A 20919-nucleotide genomic window follows, 5' to 3' on the forward strand; every position below is an offset into this window, starting at 1 on the left:
TGTTTAAATACGACTTTCTGCGCAGTCTCCGGCACACATTGCCGACACCGGGGGCTGTCTGGTCGTCGAACGCCGGAAAATCGGTCGCCGGTTACTTCGCGTCTTTCGCGCCACGAACGGTCGCTTCGACGGCATCGACGCCCTCATCGTGGACGAGGTCGCCAACGATGACCGTATCGGAGACGGACGCCATCTCGTAGGCCGCGTCGTAATCACCGATACCACCGCCGTAGAACAGCGTCGCGTCGTCAAGGGCGTCGTGGGCTGCGTTCACCGTTTCAGGGTCACCAAGCATGCCCGAGTACTCGATGTAGACGATTTCTTGGCCGAACATGTGCTCTGCCACCTCGGCGTACGCCGCCACGTCGTCCGGTTCGAGGTCGCAGTTCGCTTGGGTGTACTCAGCGACAGAGGAGTCGGGGTTGAGGACGATGTAGGCTTCGGTCGTCGTCATCTCCCAGTCGATGCTGTCGTCTATGCGCACCCACTCTTTGTGTGCGCCGGTCATCCACGTCATATCGCCCGCGTTGAACACGACTGGGATGAGATAGCCGTCGAGATAATCAGAGTGGACGACTGCCCCGGCGTGACTCGGCTCGATGTAAAGCGGCGTGTCGTACTTCCCACAGGCATCGACGACGCGAGACATCTTCTCCTCGGTCATGCCCGTCGTGCCACCGATTTCGATGGCGTCGGTTCCCGTCGCACACACGTCTTCGAACGTCTCGCCGTCGGCGAGTGTCTTGTCTGGGTCGAGCTTCACGATGTGGTCCCAGTCATCCCACGGATTTCGCATACGCTTTCAAATCCGATGGCTGACTAAAACCCCTTCGGCCTCAGTCTGCTTGGGCTTGCCACTCGCGGACGCGGTCTGCGCTCACGCCCTGAACCTGGTCTGCAACGTCTTCCGGGCTGGCGTTTTTGAGGTCTTCGAGACTCTTGATACCGGCATCCTTGAGCTTGTCTGCGGTCTTCTTTCCAACCCCCGATAAATCTTCGATGTCTGTCACTTCGTTGCGCGACTTGTACTCCTCGTAGTTACAGATGGGACAGCCGAGTTGCCACGGCTCGTCGCCGCTGTGGACGACGAGTTCGGGCAAGTCGTGTTCCTCACAGCGCTCTTCGGTGACCTCAATTTCGCCGCGTCGAGGGAGCGGGAGCGAGTAGTCACAGTCTGGATAGCGCGTACAGCCGACGAGCCGCGACCCCGTCCGCAGGCGTTTGATGGCGAGTTCGCCGTCGTGTTCCTCGCCACATTCCGGGCAGACGCCGATGACTTCGTCTTCCTGTTCGTCGGCCTCGTCTGCCTTACACTGGGGGCAGCCGTGGACGAACGTCTGGCGACCGGCGAGCATCTTGACGTGGCGCAGCTCGTGGTCTTCACACGTTTCATCTAAGATGAGCGGCTTGCCCGTCGAAGGCAGTGGCAGCGTGTACGTACACTCGGGGTAGCCGTCACAGCCGACGAAGTAGGAGCCGCGTCGGGAGCGGCGCACCAGCAGGTCGTTGCCACACTCAGGGCATGGTCCGAGCGTTTTGTCCGCCTTGAGCGACTTCTGGATGTGTTCGCCAATCTCCTCGCGGGAGGCTTCGAGCTCCTCGAACACCTTTTCGAGCATCTCCCGCGATTCGGTGGTCACCTCGTCTAAGGTGGCCTCGCCGCGGGCGATTTTCTGCATGTCGGCTTCGAGTTGGCTCGTCATCTCCTCGGTGACGAGGTTCTCCGCGTAGTCTTCGCCCGCTTCGACCACCGCCATGGCGAGGCGGGTCGGACGCGGCGGGTCGGATTCGACGTAGCCACGGTCGTACAGTTTCTCTAAGGTTTCGTGGCGCGTCGCCTTGGTGCCGATGCCCATCTTCTCCATCGTCTCGATGAGCCGTGACTGACCGTATCTGCGCGGCGGCTGGGTCTGTTTGTAGTCGTTTCGCACGTTGCTGACCGCGAGTTCTTCGCCTTTGTCCACGTCGGGGACGAAGTTCTCGTTGGTCGAATAGTACGGATAGACGGCGTGGTAGCCGGGGTCGAGCAGGCGTTTGCCGTTTGCTTTGAGGCTGAGGCCTTCTGCCTCCGCGACCACGCGCAGGTGCTCCCACTCCGCGGGGTCTGCACACGTCGCGAAGAAGCGCCGAACGACGAGTTCGTACACTTCCCACTCTGCCTCGCTGAGTTCGGTCGGCGTCGGAATCTCTCCCGTCGGGTGGATCGGCGGGTGGTCGGTCGTCTCGCTGTCGCCGCGCGTCGGCTCGATGGCTTCGACCTCAAGCAGCGATTTCGCGTCCTCACCGAAGGTGCGGTGGTTCTGGAACGTTTCCAGTAAGTCGCGCACGTCCAAGTCGTTCGGGTACACCGTGTTGTCCGTCCGTGGATAGGTGATGAACCCGGAGGTGTAGAGGTCTTCTGCGATGCTCATCGCCCGCTTTGCCGAGTGGCCAAGCGACCCCGCCGCGCGGATGAACTGCGTGGTGTTGAACGGCGCTGGCGGGTCGTCGGTGCGCGTCCGGCGGTTGACCGAGGTGACCGTCGCAGCCGTCACTTTCTGGAGCGTCTCGAACACGTCTGCTGCCGTCTGTTCATCCCAGACGCGTTCTGCTTCCGTGCCGTCCTCTGCCTCGTAGAAGTACTGCGCTTCGAACGCCTCGTCGTCTTTGGTGAGGTCTGCGAACAGTTCCCAGTAGTCTTCGGGGTCGAACGCCTCGATTTCGCGCTCGCGGTCGACGATGAGTTTGAGCGTCGGACTCTGCACCCGGCCGACGCTGATGAAGTCGTTGCCCAGCTGTCGGGCCGAAAGCGAGAGGAAGCGCGTGAGCGCTGCGCCCCACACGAGGTCGATGATCTGTCGGGCCTCGCCGGAGGCCGCGAGGTCGAAGTCGAGGTCGTCCGGTTCATCGAACGCGTTGGTGACCTCGTTTTTCGTAATCGAGGAGAAGCGCACGCGCCTGACGGGTACGTCCTCGTTCACCTCGCGGACGAGTTCGTAGGCTTCCTTGCCAATCAGTTCGCCTTCGCGGTCGTAGTCGGTCGCAATCGTGACCGTGTCTGCCTTGCGCGAGTAGAGGCGCAGGGTGCGGACGATGTTCTCTTTGGTCGCCGTTTTGACGACCTGTGCGCCGATGAGTTCGACCGGTTCGACGTCGCGCCAATCCGAGTACTCGGGCGGGAAATCCACGTCCACGACGTGGCCGGACAGCCCGATGACGCGCTTGTCGGCCCAGCGATAGACGTTGACGCCGTGTTCGCGCTCGACGCTCGCGTGTTCGCCGGAGAGAATGTCGGCAATACGCCGGGCGGCGATGTCCTTTTCTGTAATTATCAGCTCCACGAGGGGACACCCCGCGAGATTGCAGTCATTACCACCGACCTACGCGCAGGTCGTTTCTATACTTTTCGCCGTAAAACCGCCACACAGCGCCCGTGCGCGTCGTGCGCTTGCGCACGCGAGAGTGAGAATCGATTGCCTCTTACCCTATGGTGCCAAAGCCGCGGGCATGGACAAGGGAACCGTCCGCGTCCTCGAATTCATCGCGGCGCAACTCGTTCTCATCTCGGTGGGCGTTCACCTCTTTCTTGGTATTCCCCGCGTGCTCGTCTACTCCCGGCCGAGCGCCGTCTCCTACTACCTGAACTCGGCGGCATTCCCTGACCCACGCCCCTTCTTGTTCACGGCGTCCGCCATCGTCGTCCTCGTTGGCCTCTACGCGCTGTTCAACGGCCTACTCGACCGCAAGCTGCTCTACCTCCTCGGAATTGCCATGATGTGCACCTACATCGGAAGCTGGGTGCTTTGGCACACCGTCATCAACCACGGCCAAGCGTTCCTCGCGGCGGGCGGCCACACCCACGGCGGCGGCATCCTCACGACGGTCGTCCAGCACCTCGTCGAAGTGCCCTTAGACGCCGCCTCGAAACTCTCTGAGGCGGGCGCTGCGCTCATCCTTGGCCTGCTCTACTGGAAAACGGATTAGGGTTCGGTGGCCATGCCGGTGTCGCGCGGTTCGTAGGTCTCTGTTGCCCGCTCGTAGGCCGATGAGACGTTTATCTCGCCGTAGCCGCTCGCCGCATCCACCCCGTCTCTATCGATGTCGGTGGCCGAATCGGTGAGCAACGCGGTGATTTCGTCGCTCGACAGGCTCGGATACGCGGATTTCAACAGCGCGGCCGACCCAGCGACGTAGGACGCAGATACTGAGGTTCCCGCAGAGACGCCCGCAATGTCGACGCCGCCGACGCCACCCGGCGCGACGAGGTCAACGCCGGGGTCGCCCGCCGCGGTCGGCCCGCGCGAACTAAACGCGGCGACGGTGCCGTTTTCACTCGCCCCCACGGTCACCACCGACGGCGTGGTTGCCGGGGCAGCGAGGCTTCCCGCCGCGGTCGCATACGAGAGCGTGTGACTGGTCGAAAACAGGTTGAGCGTCGCGTTCCCGGTGGTGTCCTCGCCGTAGATAGCGACGTAGTACTTGCCTTCGGGCACCACCACGGAGATGCGCTCGACACCGTCTGTCCCTTCGCTGGTCGATTTGGCAACCACGGTGTCTTGGCCGCCGGTCTCACGAAGCAAGTAGAGGTCGTAATCTTCGCTCGTGTTCCACGTCAGCGTGAGGTGAACTTCGCCGCGGACGGGGTCGCCACCGGCGAGCGAGTTGCCTTCGACGCCGTCTGCAAACGCAACCCACGGTTCGTCTGTCGGCTGTAACTGCCCATGCCAGTGGCGCTCTGCGTAGTTTCCGGCGGAAGTGACGAACAGCACCTCTTCGCTCGCGCGGGCAGCGATATCGTTGATTTCTGACTCGCGCTCCCCGTGGTCGAAGTAGCTGCCCGCATCGAGGATGATTTCCACCTTTGCGTCGAGCAGCCACGTCACCGCCGCGTCGTACTCGTCGGAGGTGGTCTCCGTGCCCACGTCAGCGAGATACAACGATGCATTGGGGGCGGTGTCCGCGACGATGCTCGCAACCGCCGTGCCGTGGGCGTCTACAGCGGGCGGCGAGTCTTCGGTCGAGAACGTCCGATACGCGCCGACGGAATCTGCGATTTCGGGGCTGCTCACGCGAAAGCCCCGGCCGACGATACCAACGGTCACGTTCTCACCGGTGATGCCGTGGCGGTGTAACTCGGTCGCGCCAATCGTCTCGACGCCTGCAGCCACGCGATTTTTGAGTCGTGGCATGTGCGGTTGGCTCTCGATGAGGATGGTTTCGGTACTCGGGTCTCGAGAGAGCATGGTAATCTCGGAGTACGGAATCGAGCCGTGGAGATACTGGCTGCCTTTGCGCTCCTCTACGCGCTCTATCTGGAGGCTATGGCCCGTTGGCACTGGTGCGCCCTGTTTCAACATCACGACGACTTGCGCGTCGCGGTCTACCTGCTCGTGGCGAAACTCCTCTTCGACGGGGCGAAGCTGCTCTTCGAGTTGCGCAAGTCGCTCCTGACTCGGCCCGTCGAACTGGTCGCCCGTATCGAACACGAAACCGGGAGCGACGGCGACAGCCACCAGTGCGAACACCAGTGCAAAAACTGCAAACTGCCCCCCGCGCTCCCGCATACCTATACCCCCGTTATTAATCGTTAAATTCTTTCTCTTTTAGGTGTGCCCCGTTCGTTGACGTAGAGCCAGCCCGCGACGAGCGCGAGGACGAGCGCGCCACCGGCGAAGAACAACGCGCCGGGTGGCACGGCGTCGAAGAACGACAGCACACTTCCCGACGACCCGACCGAGTCGGGCACGCGCGGGAGGCTGCCGGGGCTGCCAACGCCAACGACGGTCGTTTGGACGAGCAGTTGGACGAGCAAGCTGGCGACGGCGAGCACGCCAACGGCGGCGAACAGCCGCTTTAACGAGTCGACGAAGCCGTCTTTTTTCTCTTCACGCCCGACGAACACTACGAGCGGTTCCTGTGCCGGGGCATAGACGTTCATCTCACGACCCTTTGGCGAATAGCGCATGTCCGCGACGCGAATCAGCCCCGCGTCGTCTAAGTTGGTGAGGTGATGGCGTACGTTCTGGAGCGAGGTTCCCACGGAATCGGCCAGCTCAGAGGCTGCTTGTGGCTCTTTGTGGAGTTCCGTGAGAATCGCCCGTGCCGTCTCGGAGGCGAGCGACGATAGCAGGTCACCCGCGTCCTCGTTGTCTAGCCAGAGCGTTCGCAGCTCGCCCTCTTGGTTCGAGAGAGCATCGCTGTCGGAGGGCATCAACCCTGACATTGTCATGGATACGGTGTGGAGCCATATTAAGCCCCATTGCCACTCGTCTGTTATCGTGAACGTTCGCCTCAGGCGTTGAGGCGCTCGCGTAACAGCTTGTTGACGGTTCCGGGGTCTGCACTGCCGCCGGTTTTCTGCATCACCTGCCCGACGAGGAAGTTGAGCGCGCTCCCCTCGCCGCTGTGGTAGTCGGAAACGGCGTCTTCGTTCTCCTCGATGGCCGCCTCGACTGCCTGCTCGACCTCGCCCGTATCGGCCTTACCGAGGCCTTCTTGCTCGACGATGGTGTCGGGGTCTGTGCCCTCGTCGAGCATCGCTCGGATGACGGTTTCCTGGGCGTGTTTGACCGTGATTTCTTCGGTGTCGACGAGTTCGATGAGTCGCATGAACTCGTCTAAGCGGTCTGCAACGTCCGTAATCGCCATGTCGCGGTAGTTGAGTTCGCCAAGCAGGTTGTCCGCGACCCACGTCGCCGCGAGGTCGGGGTCGAACTCGGTGGCGACCTGCTCGTAGAAGTCTGCCACCTGCTTCGTCGACGTGAGTTTCGAGGCGGCTTCGGCGGAGAGGCCGTACTCCACCTGGAACCGTTCGCGGCGGGCGTGTGGGAGCTCTGGGATGTCGAGTTCTGCTTTCCAGTGGGCGACTTGCAGCGGCGGCAGGTCTGCTTCACCGAAGTAGCGGTAGTCTTTTTCCTCCTCTTTCGAGCGCATCGAGACGGTGATGCCGCGCGATTCGTCCCAGTGGCGGGTCTCCTGTTCGACCTCGCGCCCGCGCATGACGGCGTTCTTCTGGCGGGTGACTTCGTAGGCAAGCGCCTTCTCTGCGCCCTTGTGACTGGAGATGTTCTTCACCTCGGTGCGGTTCGCGGCGGCGAGGTTCTCGTCGCTAATCGACCCGTCGGCTTCGACCTTGTCCGCGCCGATGAGCGAGATGTTCGCGTCGATGCGCAGCGAGCCGTCGCGCGTGGAGTCGAACACGCCGAGGTAGTCGAGCACTTCCTCTAGCTTCTTCAGGAAGGCGCGCACCTCGCCCGGCGAGCGGAAGTCGGGCTTGGTTACGATTTCCATGAGCGGCGTGCCCGCGCGGTTGTAGTTCACGAGGACGTAGTCTGCGGTGTCGATGGAGCCGCCGACGTGCTGGAGGCTGCCGGGATCTTCCTCAAGGTGGGCGCGCTCGATGCCGATGACGCGTGCGTCGCCTTTGACGTTCACTTCGAGTTCGCCGTCTTGGCAGATTGGCGCGTCGTACTGCGTAATCTGGAAGTCTTTGGGCAGGTCGGGGTAGAAGTAGTTTTTCCGGTGGAAGGTGGTCTCTTCGGGAATGGTCGCCTTCAGCGCCTTGCCGATTTTGACGGCGGCTTCGACGGCTCCCTCGTTGAGGACGGGCAGCGCCCCCGGGAGGCCAAGACAGACGGGACACGTGCGCGAGTTTGGCTCCGCGTCGGCGGCGTCGGTCGAACACCCACAGAAGATTTTCGTGGCAGTCTCTAGCTGGACGTGGACCTCTAACCCAATCACGACGGCGAGGTCCTGCGTCTCGGCAGCTTGTGCGGTCATTAGCCGCGATTTGACGGCTGGCGGCTAAAGACTAACGGGAACGGCCGGCCGCCGGATTTGGAATCTCGTCCAACTTTCGTCCGCATATTATGTGGTTATATCAACATTATCTCTGGTGGCTGAATATTCTTATATACTAGTGTGATAACCTCACAACTCACACGAGAAAAAGTAACACATGACTTCTGACTCATCACGGTGGGAGCCAATCCGCACCGCCGGGCGCTGGTCTGCACACCTGCGGACCCACGGAACCGTTTTCGCAATCGTCGTCGTCGCAGAACTCATCGGAACACAGGTCTTCCCCCTCGGACCGGGGCAGGTCGTTTTACTCCCGATGCTGTTCGCCGTCATCTTCGGCATTCTGCTCAGCTACAGCGTGCTCGGCAAAGTCGTCGAGCCGCTTCGCAACGTCGTTTCGAAGGACGTGAGCAAGATTGCCTCGCCGCTGCTCATCATCGCGCTCATGCCACTCGGCGTGAAGTACGGCTCACTCGTCGCCCCTGCCTTCTACAGTCTCGTCGAAGCAGGCCCGGCGTTCGTCCTCCAAGAGTTCGGCAACCTCGCCACGATTCTGTTCGCGCTGCCACTCGCCCTTGCGCTCGGACTGAAGCGCGAAGCAATCGGTGGGGCAGTGAGCATCGCTCGGGAGCCGACCCTCGGCGTCATCACCGACAAGTACGGAATCGACTCGGCTGAGGGCCGTGGCGTTCTCGGTACCTACATGACCGGAACCGTCCTCGGCACCGTCTTCTTCGGCATCCTCGGCGGGTTCGCCCCCGCAACGGGCCTGCACCCACTGTCGCTGTCGATGGCCTGTGGGATGGGGTCTGCGAGCATGATGACGGCGTGTTCGTCGTCACTCGCAAACGTCGTCACGACCGTCCCCAAAGAGGACATCCTCGCATTTGCAAGCACGAGCAACCTGCTGACCGGCATCACGGGCCTGTACATGGTGCTGTTCATCGGTCTGCCGGTCATCAACCGACTCTATGCGAAACTCGCTCCGCTGTTCGGAGGTGACGACTGATGGAAACCTCAGAGTTCACCACAGAATCGCTGAAAATGTTGCTCGTCATTGGTTTCCTTACGCTCACGGCGAACACCATCGCCACGGACACCGGCCCGATTGCGGCCCTCCCGGGAATGCTCATCATCATCGCCATCGGCCTCGCCGCACTCTTGCTCGGGCGGGTCGTTCCGCTCGACCTTCCGGCGTTCGCCTACGCCATGATAATCTCGTTCTTGCTGGCGATTCCGTTTTCGCCAGTGCAGGGCGTGTTTCTCGAATACGTAGAACGGATCGGCTTCCTCGCTACGACGACGCCGATTCTCGCCTACGCCGGACTCTCGATTGGTCTGCAGACCGGGCGCATGAAAGAGGTGAGTTGGAAGCTCGTCATCGTCGCCGTGTTCGTCTTCTTCGGGACGTTCTTCGGCTCTGCCCTCATCGCAGAACTCATCTTGAGCGCACAGGGGATTATCTGACGTGACCGACGCCCTCAAACGGCGCGTCTGTGCCGCTATCGACGACCACCGCGAGGAGATTATTGCACTCGCACAGTCGATTCAAGCCGAACCGGAACTCGGCTTCAAGGAAGTCGAAACCACGAAGAAGGTCGCCGCGGTGTTCGAATCGCTCGATTTAGAGGTGGAGACGGACATCGCCATCACCGGCGCTCGCGCTCGCGCTGGCTCTGGTGAGTTCACCGCCGCGGTGTTCGGCGAGCTCGACGCGCTCGTCAACCCCGAACACCCGCTCGCAGATCCCGAGACCGGCGCGTGTCACGCCTGTGGCCACCACGCGCAGGTGGCGAATTTGGCCGGCACGGCGTTCGGCCTCATCGCAAGCGACGTGGTAGACGAACTTGACGGCGAAGTCGAGTTCATTGGCGTCCCCGCAGAGGAGTATCTCGACCTTGGCTATCGCCGCGAACTGGTCGAATCCGGTGACATCGAGTTTTTCGGCGGGAAACAGGAACTCATCCGTCGCGGCTATCTCGATGACATCGACATGGCGATGATGATGCACGCGGGCAGCGACGAACCCGACCGCGTCATCACGAGCAACTTCTCGACCAACGGGTTTGTGGGCAAATTCGTCACCTACACCGGGAAAGAAGCCCACGCGGGGGCCGCTCCCGAAGAAGGTATCAACGCGCTCAACGCCGCGATGATTGGGATGAACGCGGTTCACGCCCAGCGTGAGGTGTTCAAAGACGACGACGCCGTGCGCGTCCACCCGATTATCACGAAGGGTGGCGACGGCGTGAACGTCGTCCCGAGCGACGTGCGCATGGAGTCGTACGTTCGGGCGAAAACGGTGGAAGCCGTCACGGAGGCAAACGAGACGGTCAACCGGGCGCTCACATCGGGCGCGCTCGCGGTCGGCGGCGACATCGAAATCAACGACTTCCCCGGCTACATGCCGCTTCGAACCGACCAGACCATCGTCTCAGCGTACGACGAAAACGCCCGCGAACTGGTGGGCGAGGATGCGGTCACACCGGGCCGTCCGCACATCACCGGTTCGACAGACATGGGCGACGTGACGCAGATTCTGCCGGGCATCCACCCGTGGACGGGCGGTTTCGAGGGCAGCGTCCACTCTCGGGAGTTCGGCGTCGTAGACGAGGAGATGGCGTACATCCTGCCGGCCAAACTCACCGCCTGCACGCTGGTTGACTTGCTCACCGACACCGAAGCCATGGACACCTTGCGGGCCGAAAAGGCCGAAAAACTCTCCTCCGACGAGTATTTGTCCATGATTCGGTCGATTCGAGCCGACGTCGCCGAATCCTACCGCGACTAATCGACTCTCCGATTTCACTGGTTATTTCCCCGAACCATCTCCAAACCTGTCATGTTTTTTCACAATGTCTGACGTATGTTTATGGGTGTAGAAAGGCGGGTATAAGTATGACTCGCGGCAACCGTGTCGAGGAACTCGAAACGCGCGTGAAAGAACTCCAGGCCTCCGTCTCAGGGCTGACCGACGAACTCATCGAGACCAAAGAGCGTGTCAAAGCGCTCGAGGAGGAGGTACAACCAGAAGATCTGCTCGACCGGAAACTCACCCGAAAAACCGAAGCCGAGGACACCTCCGAAGCCACTAAAGGGCAGGAGAGCGAGGATGCAGACAGCACCGACGAGGAATCGACGCAGACGGACGACATCATCGTCGCATAACACAGCCGACCCCGTCGTCACCCAAGATTCCTGGCCGCGTCGCGCGCCAGCTATGCGCGACATCTCGCTGACCTATGCATATCAAAGAAATCGTCCTTGACAACTTCAAAAGCTTCGGGCGCAAGACGCGCATTCCGTTCTACGAGGACTTCACCACGGTCTCTGGCCCGAACGGGTCGGGGAAGTCGAACATCATCGACAGCGTGCTGTTCGCCCTCGGACTCGCTCGAACGCGCGGTATTCGCGCGGAAAAACTGACTGACCTTATCTACAACCCCGGCGACGACGGCGACGCCCGCGGCGACGAAACCCGCGAAGCCAGCGTCGAAGTCGTCCTCGACAATTCAGAGCGGACGCTCAGCCGTCAACAGGTCGTGAGCGCCGCTGGCACCGAGAACATCGGTGAAGTAGACGACATCTCCATCCGTCGACGGGTGAAGGAGACGCCCGAGAACTACTATTCGTACTACTATCTGAACGGCCGTTCGGTGAACCTTTCTGACATTCAAGGGCTGCTCGCCCAAGCGGGCATCACACCTGAAGGCTACAACGTCGTCATGCAGGGCGACGTGACCGGCATCATCCAGATGACGCCGTATGAACGACGGGGCATCATCGACGAAATCGCCGGTGTGGCCGAGTTCGACGCGAAAAAAGACGCCGCCTTCGAGGAACTCGAAGTCGTCAAAGACCGCATCGCAGAAGCCGAACTCCGCATCGAAGAAAAACAGGCCAGACTCGACCAGCTCAAAGACGAACGCGAGACAGCGCTCGAATACAAGGGCTATCGCGAAGAGAAACAGGAGTACGTAGGCTACCTGAAAGCCGCGGAACTCGAAGACAAGCGCGCGGAGTTAGCGAAAACCGAAAAGCGCATCGAGCGCCACGAAAAGAAGCTCGAATCGCTCCAGTCCGACTTAGACGAAAAGCAGGGCCGTGTGCTTCGCTTAGAGGAAGAACTCGAAACCCTCAACGCCGAAATCGAGACGAAAGGCGAAGACGAGCAACTGCGAATCAAGCGCGAAATCGAGGAGGTCAAAGGCGAAATCGCCCGCCTCGAAGACGCCATTTCGGCGGCCGAAGAACGGATTCAAGAGGCAGAACAGCGCCGCCGCGAGGCGTTCATCCAAATCGACCGTAAACAGGAGACGGTCGATGACGTCGAAAGCGAAATCCGCGAGACGAAAGTCGCAAAGGCCTCCGTCGTTGCTGAGATTCAGCAACACGAAGCCAACCTCGCAGAGTTGCAGGCAGAAATCGACGCGGTGGACACCGAGTACGACGAGGTGAAAGCCGAACTGACCGAGAAACGCGAGGCCTTGGAAGAAGCGAAGACGGCGAAAAACGCCACCCAACGCGAGCAAGACCGACTGCTCGACGAGGCACGACGGCGCTCGAACGAGCAGGCAGAAAAGCAGGCAGAAATCGAGACCGTTCGCGAGGAGGTTCCCGCGCTCAAAGCCGCCGTCCGCGACTTAGAGGACGAACTTGAGAAGGCGAAGAAGAATCGGGAAAACATCTCACAGGTCGTAGACGACCTCAAACAGCAAAAACGCGAGTTGCAAGACGAATTAGACGAGGTCGAACAACAACTGCGCGCCCGCCAACAGGAGTACGCAGAACTCAACGCACACGCAGACGAGTCCGGCGATTCGTCTTATGGGCGCGCAGTCACGACCATCCTGAACGGGGACCTCGATGGGGTTCACGGCACGGTTGGCCAACTCGGCGGCGTCTCCCAGCAGTATGCGACGGCGTGTGAAACCGCCGCAGGAGGCCGACTCGCGCACGTCGTCGTCGGTGACGACGGCATCGGTCAGCGGTGTATCGAGTACCTGAAACGCCGGAACGCGGGTCGCGCGACGTTCTTGCCCATCAACAAGATGCACACGCGGCGCTTGCCGAGCGTGCCGAACCACGACGGTGTCGTTGACTTCGCCTACAACCTCGTTGACTTCGACAAAGAGTACGCGGGCATCTTCTCGTACGTCCTCGGCGACACGCTTGTCGTGGACTCCATCGAAACCGCCCGCGACCTGATGGGTGATTTCCGACTCGTCACGCTCTCTGGCGAACTCGTCGAAAAGAGCGGCGCGATGACCGGTGGGTCGTCCAGTGGCTCGCGCTACTCGTTTTCGAAATCCGGCAAGGGCCAACTCGAACGCGTCGCGGAGAAAATCGCCTCGCTCGAAGACGAGCGCCGGGAGTTGAACGAGGAGATTCGTGGCGTCGAAGAGCGCCTTGACGACGCCCGTGACCGGAAAACGGACGCGACCGACCAAGTCCGGGACATCGAAGCCGACGTAGAGCGCGTCCAAGGTGAACTCGACAGCACGGACGAGCGCATCGAAGCGCTCGAAGCGCGCATCACGGAAATCGAGAGCGAGCGCGAAGACGTAAACGAGGAGATGCAGTCGCTCGAAGCCGACCTGACGGCCCACGACGAGCGCATCGCGGAGATTGAGTCGGCCATCGCGGAGCTGGAATCGGAACTCGCAGACTCGAAGATTCCACAGCTCACGAACGAGATGGACGAGATTCGCGCGAGCATCGAGGAGTACGAGGCTCAACAGGACAAGTTCGACGCGCGGCTCAACGAACTCGGCTTGGAGAAACAGTATGCAGAGGAGTCCATCGAAGACCTCCATGGCGAAATCGAGTCCGCCCAGAACAAGAAGGCAGACCAGCAAGAGCGGATTGCCGACCTCGAAGGCAAAATCGAAGACCAGCACGCCGTTCTCGAAGAAAAAGAGAGCCAAGTCGAGGACTTAGAAGACGAACTCGCAGACCTCAAAGCAGAGCGCGAGGAACTCAAAGGCGACCTCAAGGCAGCCAAACAGACCCGCGACGAGGCCCGCGAGAAGGTTTCAGGGGTCGAATCCAAACTCGACAGCGCGAAGAGCGCCGCAGACCGCCTCGAATGGGAGGTTGACGAACTCGCCGCGCAGGTGGGTGAGTACGACCCCGAGGAGATTCCAGACCACGACGAGGTCAAACGCACCATTGGCCGTTTAGAGCGGAAGATGGAGGCCTTAGAGCCGGTCAACATGCTCGCCATCGACGAGTACGACGAGGTCAAAGACAGCTTAGACGACCTCACTGACAAGAAGGGGACGCTCGTAGACGAACGAGAGGCCATCAACGACCGCATTGAGTCTTACGAATCCTTGAAAAAGGAGACGTTCATGGACGCCTTCTCGGACATCAACGACAACTTCGAGGAGATTTTCGCAAGCCTCTCGCGTGGGTCTGGCACCTTGCATCTCGAAAACGAGGCCGACCCGTTCGACGGCGGCCTGACGATGAAAGCCCAGCCGGGCGACAAGCCAATCCAGCGCCTCGATGCGATGTCGGGTGGGGAGAAATCGCTTACTGCGCTCGCGTTCATCTTCGCGCTTCAGCGCTACAACCCCGCGCCGTTCTACGCGCTCGACGAGGTGGACGCCTTCTTAGACGCGGTGAACGCCGACCTCGTCGGCGAGATGGTGGACGAACTCGCGGGCGACGCCCAGTTCGTCGTCGTCTCCCACCGCTCTGCGATGCTCGAACGCTCAGAGCGCGCCATCGGCGTCACGATGCACGATGACAACGTGAGCGTCGTGACTGGTATCGACCTGAGCAGTCAGGAGGTGCCCGCCGATGACTGAAGCCGAACCAAAGCCGATCATCGAAGAAGAGGCCCACGAAGAGCCGGTCGAACTGCTCGTACAGTTGGCAGAAGAGGGCGAAATCGAGCCGTGGGACATCGACATCGTGGAGGTCACAGACAAGTTCCTCGCCGCGCTCGACGAAGCCGACCTGCGCACCTCGGGACGGGCACTGTTCTACGCGAGCGTCCTCCTCCGAATGAAATCAGACGCGCTGCTCGAACCGGACGACCCGGAACCCGAAGAGGAGTGGGTCGAGCCGTGGGAAGCCCCGCCCGGTCAGGAACCCGAGTTCGACGGTCCCGACCCCATCGCCGGACTCGAAGCCGAGATGGAGCGCCGTCTCGACCGCAAATCGGTGCGCGGCACGCCCCAGACACTCGACCAACTCGTGCGCGAACTGCGCGAGGCAGAGCGCGGAACGTGGTGGAAAGAGAGTCGCCAGTACGACACCTCGAACTCGCCAAAGGGCTTTCGTCGCGGCACGCAGACGCTCGACTATCGGTCGGCCGACGACTTCCGGATGGACGACGAACCGACCGAAGAGGAGGTCACGGGCACGGCCCACACCGAACACATCGAAGAAGTCATCGACGACGTGTGGCTGATGCTCAAAGAGCAGTACGAACACGGCCGCACCGAAGTGCTGTTCGAGGAGGTTTCCACGGCAGGCGGTTCGCGGGTCACGACGTTCCTTGCGCTCTTGTTCATGGCACACCGTGGGCGGGTTCATCTGGAGCAAGAGGACATCTTCGGTGACCTCTGGATTCAGAATCCGTCGGCCGTTTCGACGGCGAGCGATGCGGTGGCGGAGACCGACTGAAGCGGTTTTGTTGTTTTCGGTGTTCTCAGTGTAGAGTGGCGATACAATTATAATGGAAAACCATGTATGGTAATGTGTAGCATGACTCCAACGAAACTTCAGGAACGGCTCAAAGAGACGGAAGGACGGGTTGACCACGACGAACTCCTCCGAGCGCTCACGTACGTGCGCCATACCCGTCGGTAATACCCACTTTACAGCTGTCGAAAAACGCCGTGAGCGACGGCTTTACAGGTAGTCGCCGACGAGCAGTTCGACGCGCTCGCGAGTTGCTGCTGGAATCGCCTCCGCTGGCGTGTTTATCGTGCCTTCGAGCGCCGTGTGCGCGCCACATTCGAAGTCCTCGGGGAGCGTGCGGATGGCTTCCTCGACCGTGCGCTTGATGGCTTCTTGATTCTTTGCTGCGTTCTCTAAGACTTCGGCGAGCGTGACTTCGTGGTCTTTTTTCCACACGTCGTAGTCGGTGACGCCGGCGACGGTGGCGTAGGCGATTTCGGCTTCGCGGGCGAGTTTGGCTTCTGGAATCGAGGTCATCCCAACCACATCCCAGCCCTGTGCGCGGTAGAACTCGGATTCTGCGCGCGTCGAGTACTGTGGGCCTTCGATGCAGACGTAGGTGCCGCCCTCTTGGACGTTGGCGTTCGTGACTTCTTTCGCTGCCGCAGAGAGGTGGCTCACGAGTTCGGGGCTGTACGGTTCGGTGATGGGCTGGTGGACGACGATGCCGTCGCCGAAGAAGGTGGATTTCCGGTGTTTCGTCCGGTCGAAAATCTGGTTCGGGACGACGAGCGTGCCCGGGTGCAGGCTCGATTTCAGGCTGCCGACCGCGTTGCTCGCGAGGATGTACTTCACGCCGAGTTTTTTGAACGCATAGATGTTCGCGCGGTAGGGCAGATGCGTCGGTGAGCGACCGTGTTTCGAGCCGTGGCGCGGGAGGAAGGCAACTTCGCGGCCGGTGTCGCCGAACTCCCCGATGGTGACGGGTGCGCTTGGTTCGCCATACGGCGTCTCGACAACCTCCTCGCGGGTGTTTTCGAGCGGGAGGGCTTCGTAGATTCCACTGCCGCCGATAAAGCCAATCATAGACAAAACTTCTCGACCCCGCCACCTAAGAATTCCGAGACGCTACTCTGTGAGCGTCCACTCGCCCTGCCCGACCGATGCGATGACGCCGCGGCGGTTCATCTCACCGAGGACTTCGTTCAGGCGATTTGGCTGGGCGATTTCCATCTCGATGCGGTCTACTTCGTGGTAGTGTTTGAGGAAGTGGCGGATGTCCTCTTGGGTATAGCTGTCCTGTCCGGCTTTCTCCATCACACCGCTCGTGAGGTCAATCATGTCCTCTATGAAGTTCCACGGGTAGACGACCCACGCCCACTCTTCGAGTTTTTCGCCAACGAAATCCGGCTCGAACTCGCTCGTCCCGAGCAGTTGGAGGGTTGCGGTGCGGACCTCGCCGGGGTTGCGGTCGCGGACGTACTCGTCTGCGCGCTTGATGGAGCCGCCCGTGTCCGCGATGTCGTCGATGATGAGCACGTCTTTGCCTTCGACGGAGCCTTCCGGCATGGGATAGCGCACTTCGGGGCTGCCCGATTTCTGGGCGGTGCCGACGTAGTGTTCCATCTTGAGGCTCGTGAGGTCGTCAAGCCCGAGGAAGTCACAGATACAGCGCCCGGCGAACCAGCCACCGCGGGCGAGTGCGACGACCACGTCCGGCTCGAAGTTCGCGGCTTTGACCTCGTTGCTGACCTCTCTACAGAGGCCATAGATGTATTCCCAATTCGTGATGGTGCACTTGAATTCGTCCGGCAGGTCGCCCATACTAGATGTTCACCACCACGTCGGAGGTGGCGCGGACAATTAAGTGGTATGAAAGCGCTCAGCGGGGTGCGTGCCAGCGCGAAAAAACGGGGACTCAGACGATAGATCGGCCACCACGAGCGTGGCAGTTCGGGCATTCGACCTTCGCCATGTGTTGTTCGGGCGATTCGAACTCGGTGTCGCATTCGAGACACCGATACGAGTAGGTTTTCTCCTCGCCTCCCGGGACGAGGCCTTTTATCTTGTCTGTGAGGCTCATACGGCTGTCCTCGACAAAATTGCGTGCTGAAATACAATAAAGAAAATGGCCGTTTTTTTGGACTGTCCCCGTCGGAGACTTGATAGGCGGGGCCGCCAACGGGTGAGCTATGGAGACACGCCGCGCGCTACAGGTGGACGCCTTTACCGACGAACCGCTCACGGGTAACGCAGCCGGGGTCGTCCCCGACGCAGACGGTCTTTCTGACGGCCAGATGCAGGCTATCGCCCGCGAGTTCAACCAAAGCGAGACGGCGTTCGTCCTCTCGACGGGGAGCGCAGACCGACGGGTGCGTTATTTCACGCCGAAACAGGAAATCGACCTCTGTGGCCACGCCACGATTGCGATGCACGCTGCTCTCGCTGAAAACGGCGACCTCGACGTGGGCGACCATACGCTCGAAACGAACGTCGGCGTCCTCGACATTACTGTTGAGGAAGACAGCACTGTCTGGATGACCCAAGGCCAACCTGCGATTCGTGAAGTGGACGTAGACCCCGCCGAGGTGGCAGACGCCCTCGGTATCGACCCGGCGGCGCTCACAGACATCGAAGACGAACTGCCACTCGCGCGGGCGACGACCGGCTTGCCGTTTCTCATTGTCCCTGTCACCTTCTTAGAACAGCTCGGACAGGCAGACCCGGACATGGCGGCGGTTGAGCAACTCAGCGAGGAAGTGGACGTGACCGGCATCTACGCCTTCACGTTCGACGTACTCTCTGCGCAGGCGACGCTCCACGGCCGAATGTTCGCGCCGCGCGCAGGCATTCCAGAAGACCCCGTGACGGGCACCGCGAGTGGCGCGACGGGCGCGTATCTGCGACACTTTGGTGCGTTCGACACGATGCCCGACGAGATGCTGTTCGAGCAGGGGCACTTCGTCTCGCGGCCGGGTACGGTGCGCGTGCGCGTCGGTGACAAGATTCAGGTTGGCGGGCGCGCCGTGACGTCATTCGACGGGTCGGTCGTGGTTCCCACGCTCGACGAAGACGAGATTCTCGAAGCCTGAATCCTGTCAGTTTATCGCAACTGAGGAGGCGGATTCCGTCTGCGAACTTTGCTCAAACCCGCAGTTCATGCTACGTTATCTCATCCATAAGAGCCGGAACCTTCTTTATCGCACTTAGTCAGCATATGGATGAAGATAATGCCTGTACTCTGGCTGGACGAAATCAGGGCTGATGACCTCGAATCCGTGGGTGGCAAGGGCGCGTCCCTTGGTGAGCTTACGAATGCGGGGCTTCCCGTACCCCCGGGATTCGTCGTAACGGCGGGTACGTACCGAACATTTATCGAAGAAACCGGCATCGACGAGGAGCTGTTCGAAGCAGTTGACGTCGATGCCGATGATTCGAAAGCACTCGCGGAAGCCGCACAGCACGCGAGCGACCTCATTCTCAAGACCGAGATGCCCGACGACCTCCGCGAGGAGATCCTCGACGCATACCGGAATCTTGGAGAGGGGGATTCGTTCGTTGCGGTGCGCTCGTCTGCGACCGCAGAAGACCTGCCTGATGCGAGTTTCGCGGGCCAACAGGAGACTTTCCTCAACATCCGGGAAGACGAACTCCTCGATAAGGTTCGCGAGTGCTGGGCCTCGCTGTTTACCCAGCGGGCGATTTACTACCGGCAACAGCAGGGCTTCGAACACGATGTGGTGAACATCGCGGTCGTCGTCCAGCAGATGGTCGATTCTGAGAAAAGTGGCGTCCTCTTTACGAGCCACCCTTCGACTGGCGACCCGCGCGTCATCATCGAAGCCGCGTGGGGGCTTGGCGAAGCGGTCGTCTCCGGGTCTGTCTCTCCTGACAACTACGTCGTAGACCGCAAATCCGGCGAGGTCGAGGAAGTCACCATCGCGGACAAGAAAATCAAGTGCATCAAAGACCCAGAGACGGGCCACACCATCGAAACGGAAGTCGAAGACGACCTCCGAACGAAGCGCGTCTTAACCGAGAGCGAAATCGAGCGCCTCGTCGAACTCGGTGAAATCGTCGAAGCCCACTACGACACGCCACAAGACGTCGAATGGGCCATCGTTGACGGCGAAGCGTTCATGCTGCAATCACGCCCCATCACGACCATCTCGAAGGAGGCCGCGAAAGCCAGCACCGACGGCAACGGGACGGCCACACAGAAACACAAAGACAGCGTCATCTTGAACGGGCTCGGGGCCAGCCCCGGAATCGCCAGTGGCAAGGTGCGCATCGTCCGCAAGCTCGACCAGCTCGACAAGGTCGGCGAAGGCGACATCATCGTCGCCGAGATGACGACGCCCGACATGGTGCCTGCGATGAAGCGCGCGGCGGGTATCATCACGGACGAAGGCGGCATGACGAGTCACGCCGCCATCGTTTCGCGCGAACTCGGTGTCCCTGCCGTCGTCGGAACGGGAAGCGCCTCGCGCGAACTCTCTGACGACCAAGTCGTCACCATCGACGGCGACAAGGGCACCATCCGCGAGGGCGGTGCAGCGGACAAGGCACAGGAGCGCGACCCAATCGAGGAAGCCCGACCGAAGACGCCGGTCAAGCCGATGACGGCGACCGAAGTGAAGGTCAATGTCTCCATCCCCGAAGCCGCCCCACGCGCCGCCGCGACGGGTGCAGACGGGGTTGGTCTGCTTCGGCTCGAACACATGATTCTCTCGACGGGCAAGACGCCAGCGCGCTACATCGAAGACCACGGCGAGGACGCCTACGTCCAGGAAATCGTCGAGGGCGTCCGCGGGGTCGCAGACGAGTTCTACCCGCGTCCGGTTCGCGTCCGCACTTTAGACGCCCCGACCGACGAGTTCCGTCAGTTGCAGGGCGGCGAAGACGAGCCGAACGAACACAACCCGATGCTCGGGTATCGTGGCATCCGCCGCAGCTTAGACCGACCTGAGGTTTTCGAACACGAACTCACCGCCTTCCGTCAGCTCTACGAGATGGGCTACGACAACGTCGAAATCATGTTCCCGCTCGTCAACGACGCAGAGGACGTGGTGAAGGCGAAGAACCTGATGGAGGGTGCAGGTATCGACCCACGCAAGCGCACGTGGGGCGTCATGATTGAGACGCCAGCGAGCGCGCTGTGCATCGAGGAACTCGCCCAAGCGGGCATCAAGTTCGCCTCCTTCGGGACGAACGACCTCACCCAGTACACGCTCGCAGTTGACCGCAACAACGAGCGCGTCGCAGACCGCTTCGACGAACTCCACCCGGCGGTTCTCAAGCTTATCGGCCAGACCATCGAGACGTGCCGCGACTACGGCGTGAAGACGAGCATCTGCGGGCAGGCCGGTTCGAAGCCACAGATGGTTCGCTTCCTCGTCAACAAGGGTGTCAGTTCCATCAGCGCGAACATCGACGCCGTCCGCGACGTGCAACACGAGGTAAAGCGCGTCGAACAGCAACTCCTGCTCGATTCGGTCCGGTAAG

17 protein-coding genes are annotated in these 20919 nt (G+C 61.0%); 9 read left to right on the top strand and 8 right to left on the bottom strand.

All coding sequences use genetic code 11. The features are described 5' to 3' along the window. Nucleotides 1–91: 91 nt before the first annotated feature. Together V5N13_RS12525 and V5N13_RS12530 are read right to left on the bottom strand one after the other, a co-directional pair. Nucleotides 92–796, bottom strand: a complete 705-nt coding sequence (locus tag V5N13_RS12525) for a phosphoglycerol geranylgeranyltransferase (protein ID WP_332898255.1) — start codon at nt 794–796, stop codon at nt 92–94. A gap of 40 nt (nt 797–836) precedes the next feature. Further along, nucleotides 837–3320 (bottom strand): DNA topoisomerase I, encoded by a 2484-nt coding sequence (locus tag V5N13_RS12530; RefSeq protein WP_336361037.1) that lies wholly within the window; start codon nt 3318–3320, stop codon nt 837–839. Nucleotides 3321–3486: 166 nt separating this feature from the next. Here V5N13_RS12530 and V5N13_RS12535 point away from each other — a divergent pair, with 166 nt between their 5' ends. Beyond that, entirely contained in the window at nt 3487–3963 is a 477-nt protein-coding gene (locus V5N13_RS12535) for a hypothetical protein (RefSeq protein ID WP_336361038.1), read from the top strand. On the opposite strand, the gene V5N13_RS12540 is transcribed toward V5N13_RS12535, so the two are convergent. From V5N13_RS12540 to gatB, 3 genes are all read right to left on the bottom strand, one after another. Continuing rightward, nucleotides 3960–5543 (bottom strand): S8 family serine peptidase, encoded by a 1584-nt coding sequence (locus V5N13_RS12540; RefSeq protein ID WP_336361039.1) that lies wholly within the window; start codon nt 5541–5543, stop codon nt 3960–3962. The genes V5N13_RS12535 and V5N13_RS12540 overlap by 4 nt on opposite strands. Nucleotides 5544–5566: 23 nt before the next feature. Continuing rightward, nucleotides 5567–6202 (bottom strand): ArsR/SmtB family transcription factor, encoded by a 636-nt coding sequence (locus V5N13_RS12545; protein WP_336361040.1) that lies wholly within the window; start codon nt 6200–6202, stop codon nt 5567–5569. A 68-nt stretch (nt 6203–6270) separates the two neighbouring features. Continuing rightward, nucleotides 6271–7758 carry an Asp-tRNA(Asn)/Glu-tRNA(Gln) amidotransferase subunit GatB gene (gatB, locus tag V5N13_RS12550; RefSeq protein WP_336361041.1) on the bottom strand — a complete coding sequence of 496 codons (1488 nt, stop codon included), beginning with the start codon at nt 7756–7758 and terminating at the stop codon, nt 6271–6273. A gap of 178 nt (nt 7759–7936) precedes the next feature. On the opposite strand from gatB, the gene V5N13_RS12555 reads away from it, so the two are divergent. From V5N13_RS12555 to V5N13_RS12580, 6 genes are all read left to right on the top strand, one after another. After that, nucleotides 7937–8788, top strand: a complete 852-nt coding sequence (locus V5N13_RS12555; protein ID WP_332898261.1) for a DUF3100 domain-containing protein — start codon at nt 7937–7939, stop codon at nt 8786–8788. Next, the gene (locus tag V5N13_RS12560) at nt 8788–9246 is read left to right on the top strand and encodes a hypothetical protein (RefSeq protein WP_332898262.1); all 459 of its coding nucleotides are present in this window, start codon (nt 8788–8790) and stop codon (nt 9244–9246) included. The genes V5N13_RS12555 and V5N13_RS12560 overlap by 1 nt, the downstream gene beginning before the upstream one ends. A 1-nt stretch (nt 9247) precedes the next feature. Then, nucleotides 9248–10570: an amidohydrolase gene (locus V5N13_RS12565; RefSeq protein ID WP_336361042.1), complete on the top strand. Its 1323-nt coding sequence runs from the start codon at nt 9248–9250 to the stop codon at nt 10568–10570. A 107-nt stretch (nt 10571–10677) separates the two neighbouring features. Next, complete coding sequence (locus V5N13_RS12570) at nt 10678–10947, top strand: DUF7518 family protein (RefSeq protein ID WP_336361043.1); 270 nt, start codon at nt 10678–10680, stop codon at nt 10945–10947. A gap of 74 nt (nt 10948–11021) precedes the next feature. Then, complete coding sequence (gene smc / locus V5N13_RS12575; RefSeq protein ID WP_336361044.1) at nt 11022–14594, top strand: chromosome segregation protein SMC; 3573 nt, start codon at nt 11022–11024, stop codon at nt 14592–14594. Continuing rightward, nucleotides 14587–15417, top strand: a complete 831-nt coding sequence (locus tag V5N13_RS12580; protein ID WP_336361045.1) for a ScpA family protein — start codon at nt 14587–14589, stop codon at nt 15415–15417. The genes smc and V5N13_RS12580 overlap by 8 nt, the downstream gene beginning before the upstream one ends. A 228-nt stretch (nt 15418–15645) precedes the next feature. On the opposite strand, the gene mtnP is transcribed toward V5N13_RS12580, so the two are convergent. From mtnP to V5N13_RS12595, 3 genes are all read right to left on the bottom strand, one after another. Further along, entirely contained in the window at nt 15646–16506 is an 861-nt protein-coding gene (gene mtnP, locus V5N13_RS12585; RefSeq protein ID WP_442905075.1) for an S-methyl-5'-thioadenosine phosphorylase, read from the bottom strand. 36 nt (nt 16507–16542) lie between these two features. Further along, on the bottom strand, nt 16543–17238 hold the full coding sequence (locus tag V5N13_RS12590; protein WP_336361047.1) for a phosphoribosyltransferase: 696 nt from the start codon (nt 17236–17238) through the stop codon (nt 16543–16545). A gap of 94 nt (nt 17239–17332) precedes the next feature. Beyond that, a complete protein-coding gene (locus V5N13_RS12595) occupies nt 17333–17497 on the bottom strand; it encodes a hypothetical protein (RefSeq protein WP_332898269.1) in 165 nt (54 codons plus the stop codon). Between the two features lie 109 nt (nt 17498–17606). Between V5N13_RS12595 and V5N13_RS12600 the strand changes: the two genes are divergently transcribed. Both V5N13_RS12600 and ppsA read left to right on the top strand, forming a co-directional pair. Next, entirely contained in the window at nt 17607–18506 is a 900-nt protein-coding gene (locus tag V5N13_RS12600; RefSeq protein ID WP_336361048.1) for a PhzF family phenazine biosynthesis protein, read from the top strand. A 138-nt stretch (nt 18507–18644) separates the two neighbouring features. Beyond that, the gene (gene ppsA / locus V5N13_RS12605) at nt 18645–20918 is read left to right on the top strand and encodes a pyruvate, water dikinase (RefSeq protein ID WP_336361049.1); all 2274 of its coding nucleotides are present in this window, start codon (nt 18645–18647) and stop codon (nt 20916–20918) included. Nucleotide 20919 lies beyond the last annotated feature (1 nt).

This window comes from Haladaptatus sp. ZSTT2 (genome assembly GCF_037081775.1).
In the GTDB taxonomy this organism is placed as follows: Archaea; Halobacteriota; Halobacteria; order Halobacteriales; family Halococcaceae; genus QDMS2.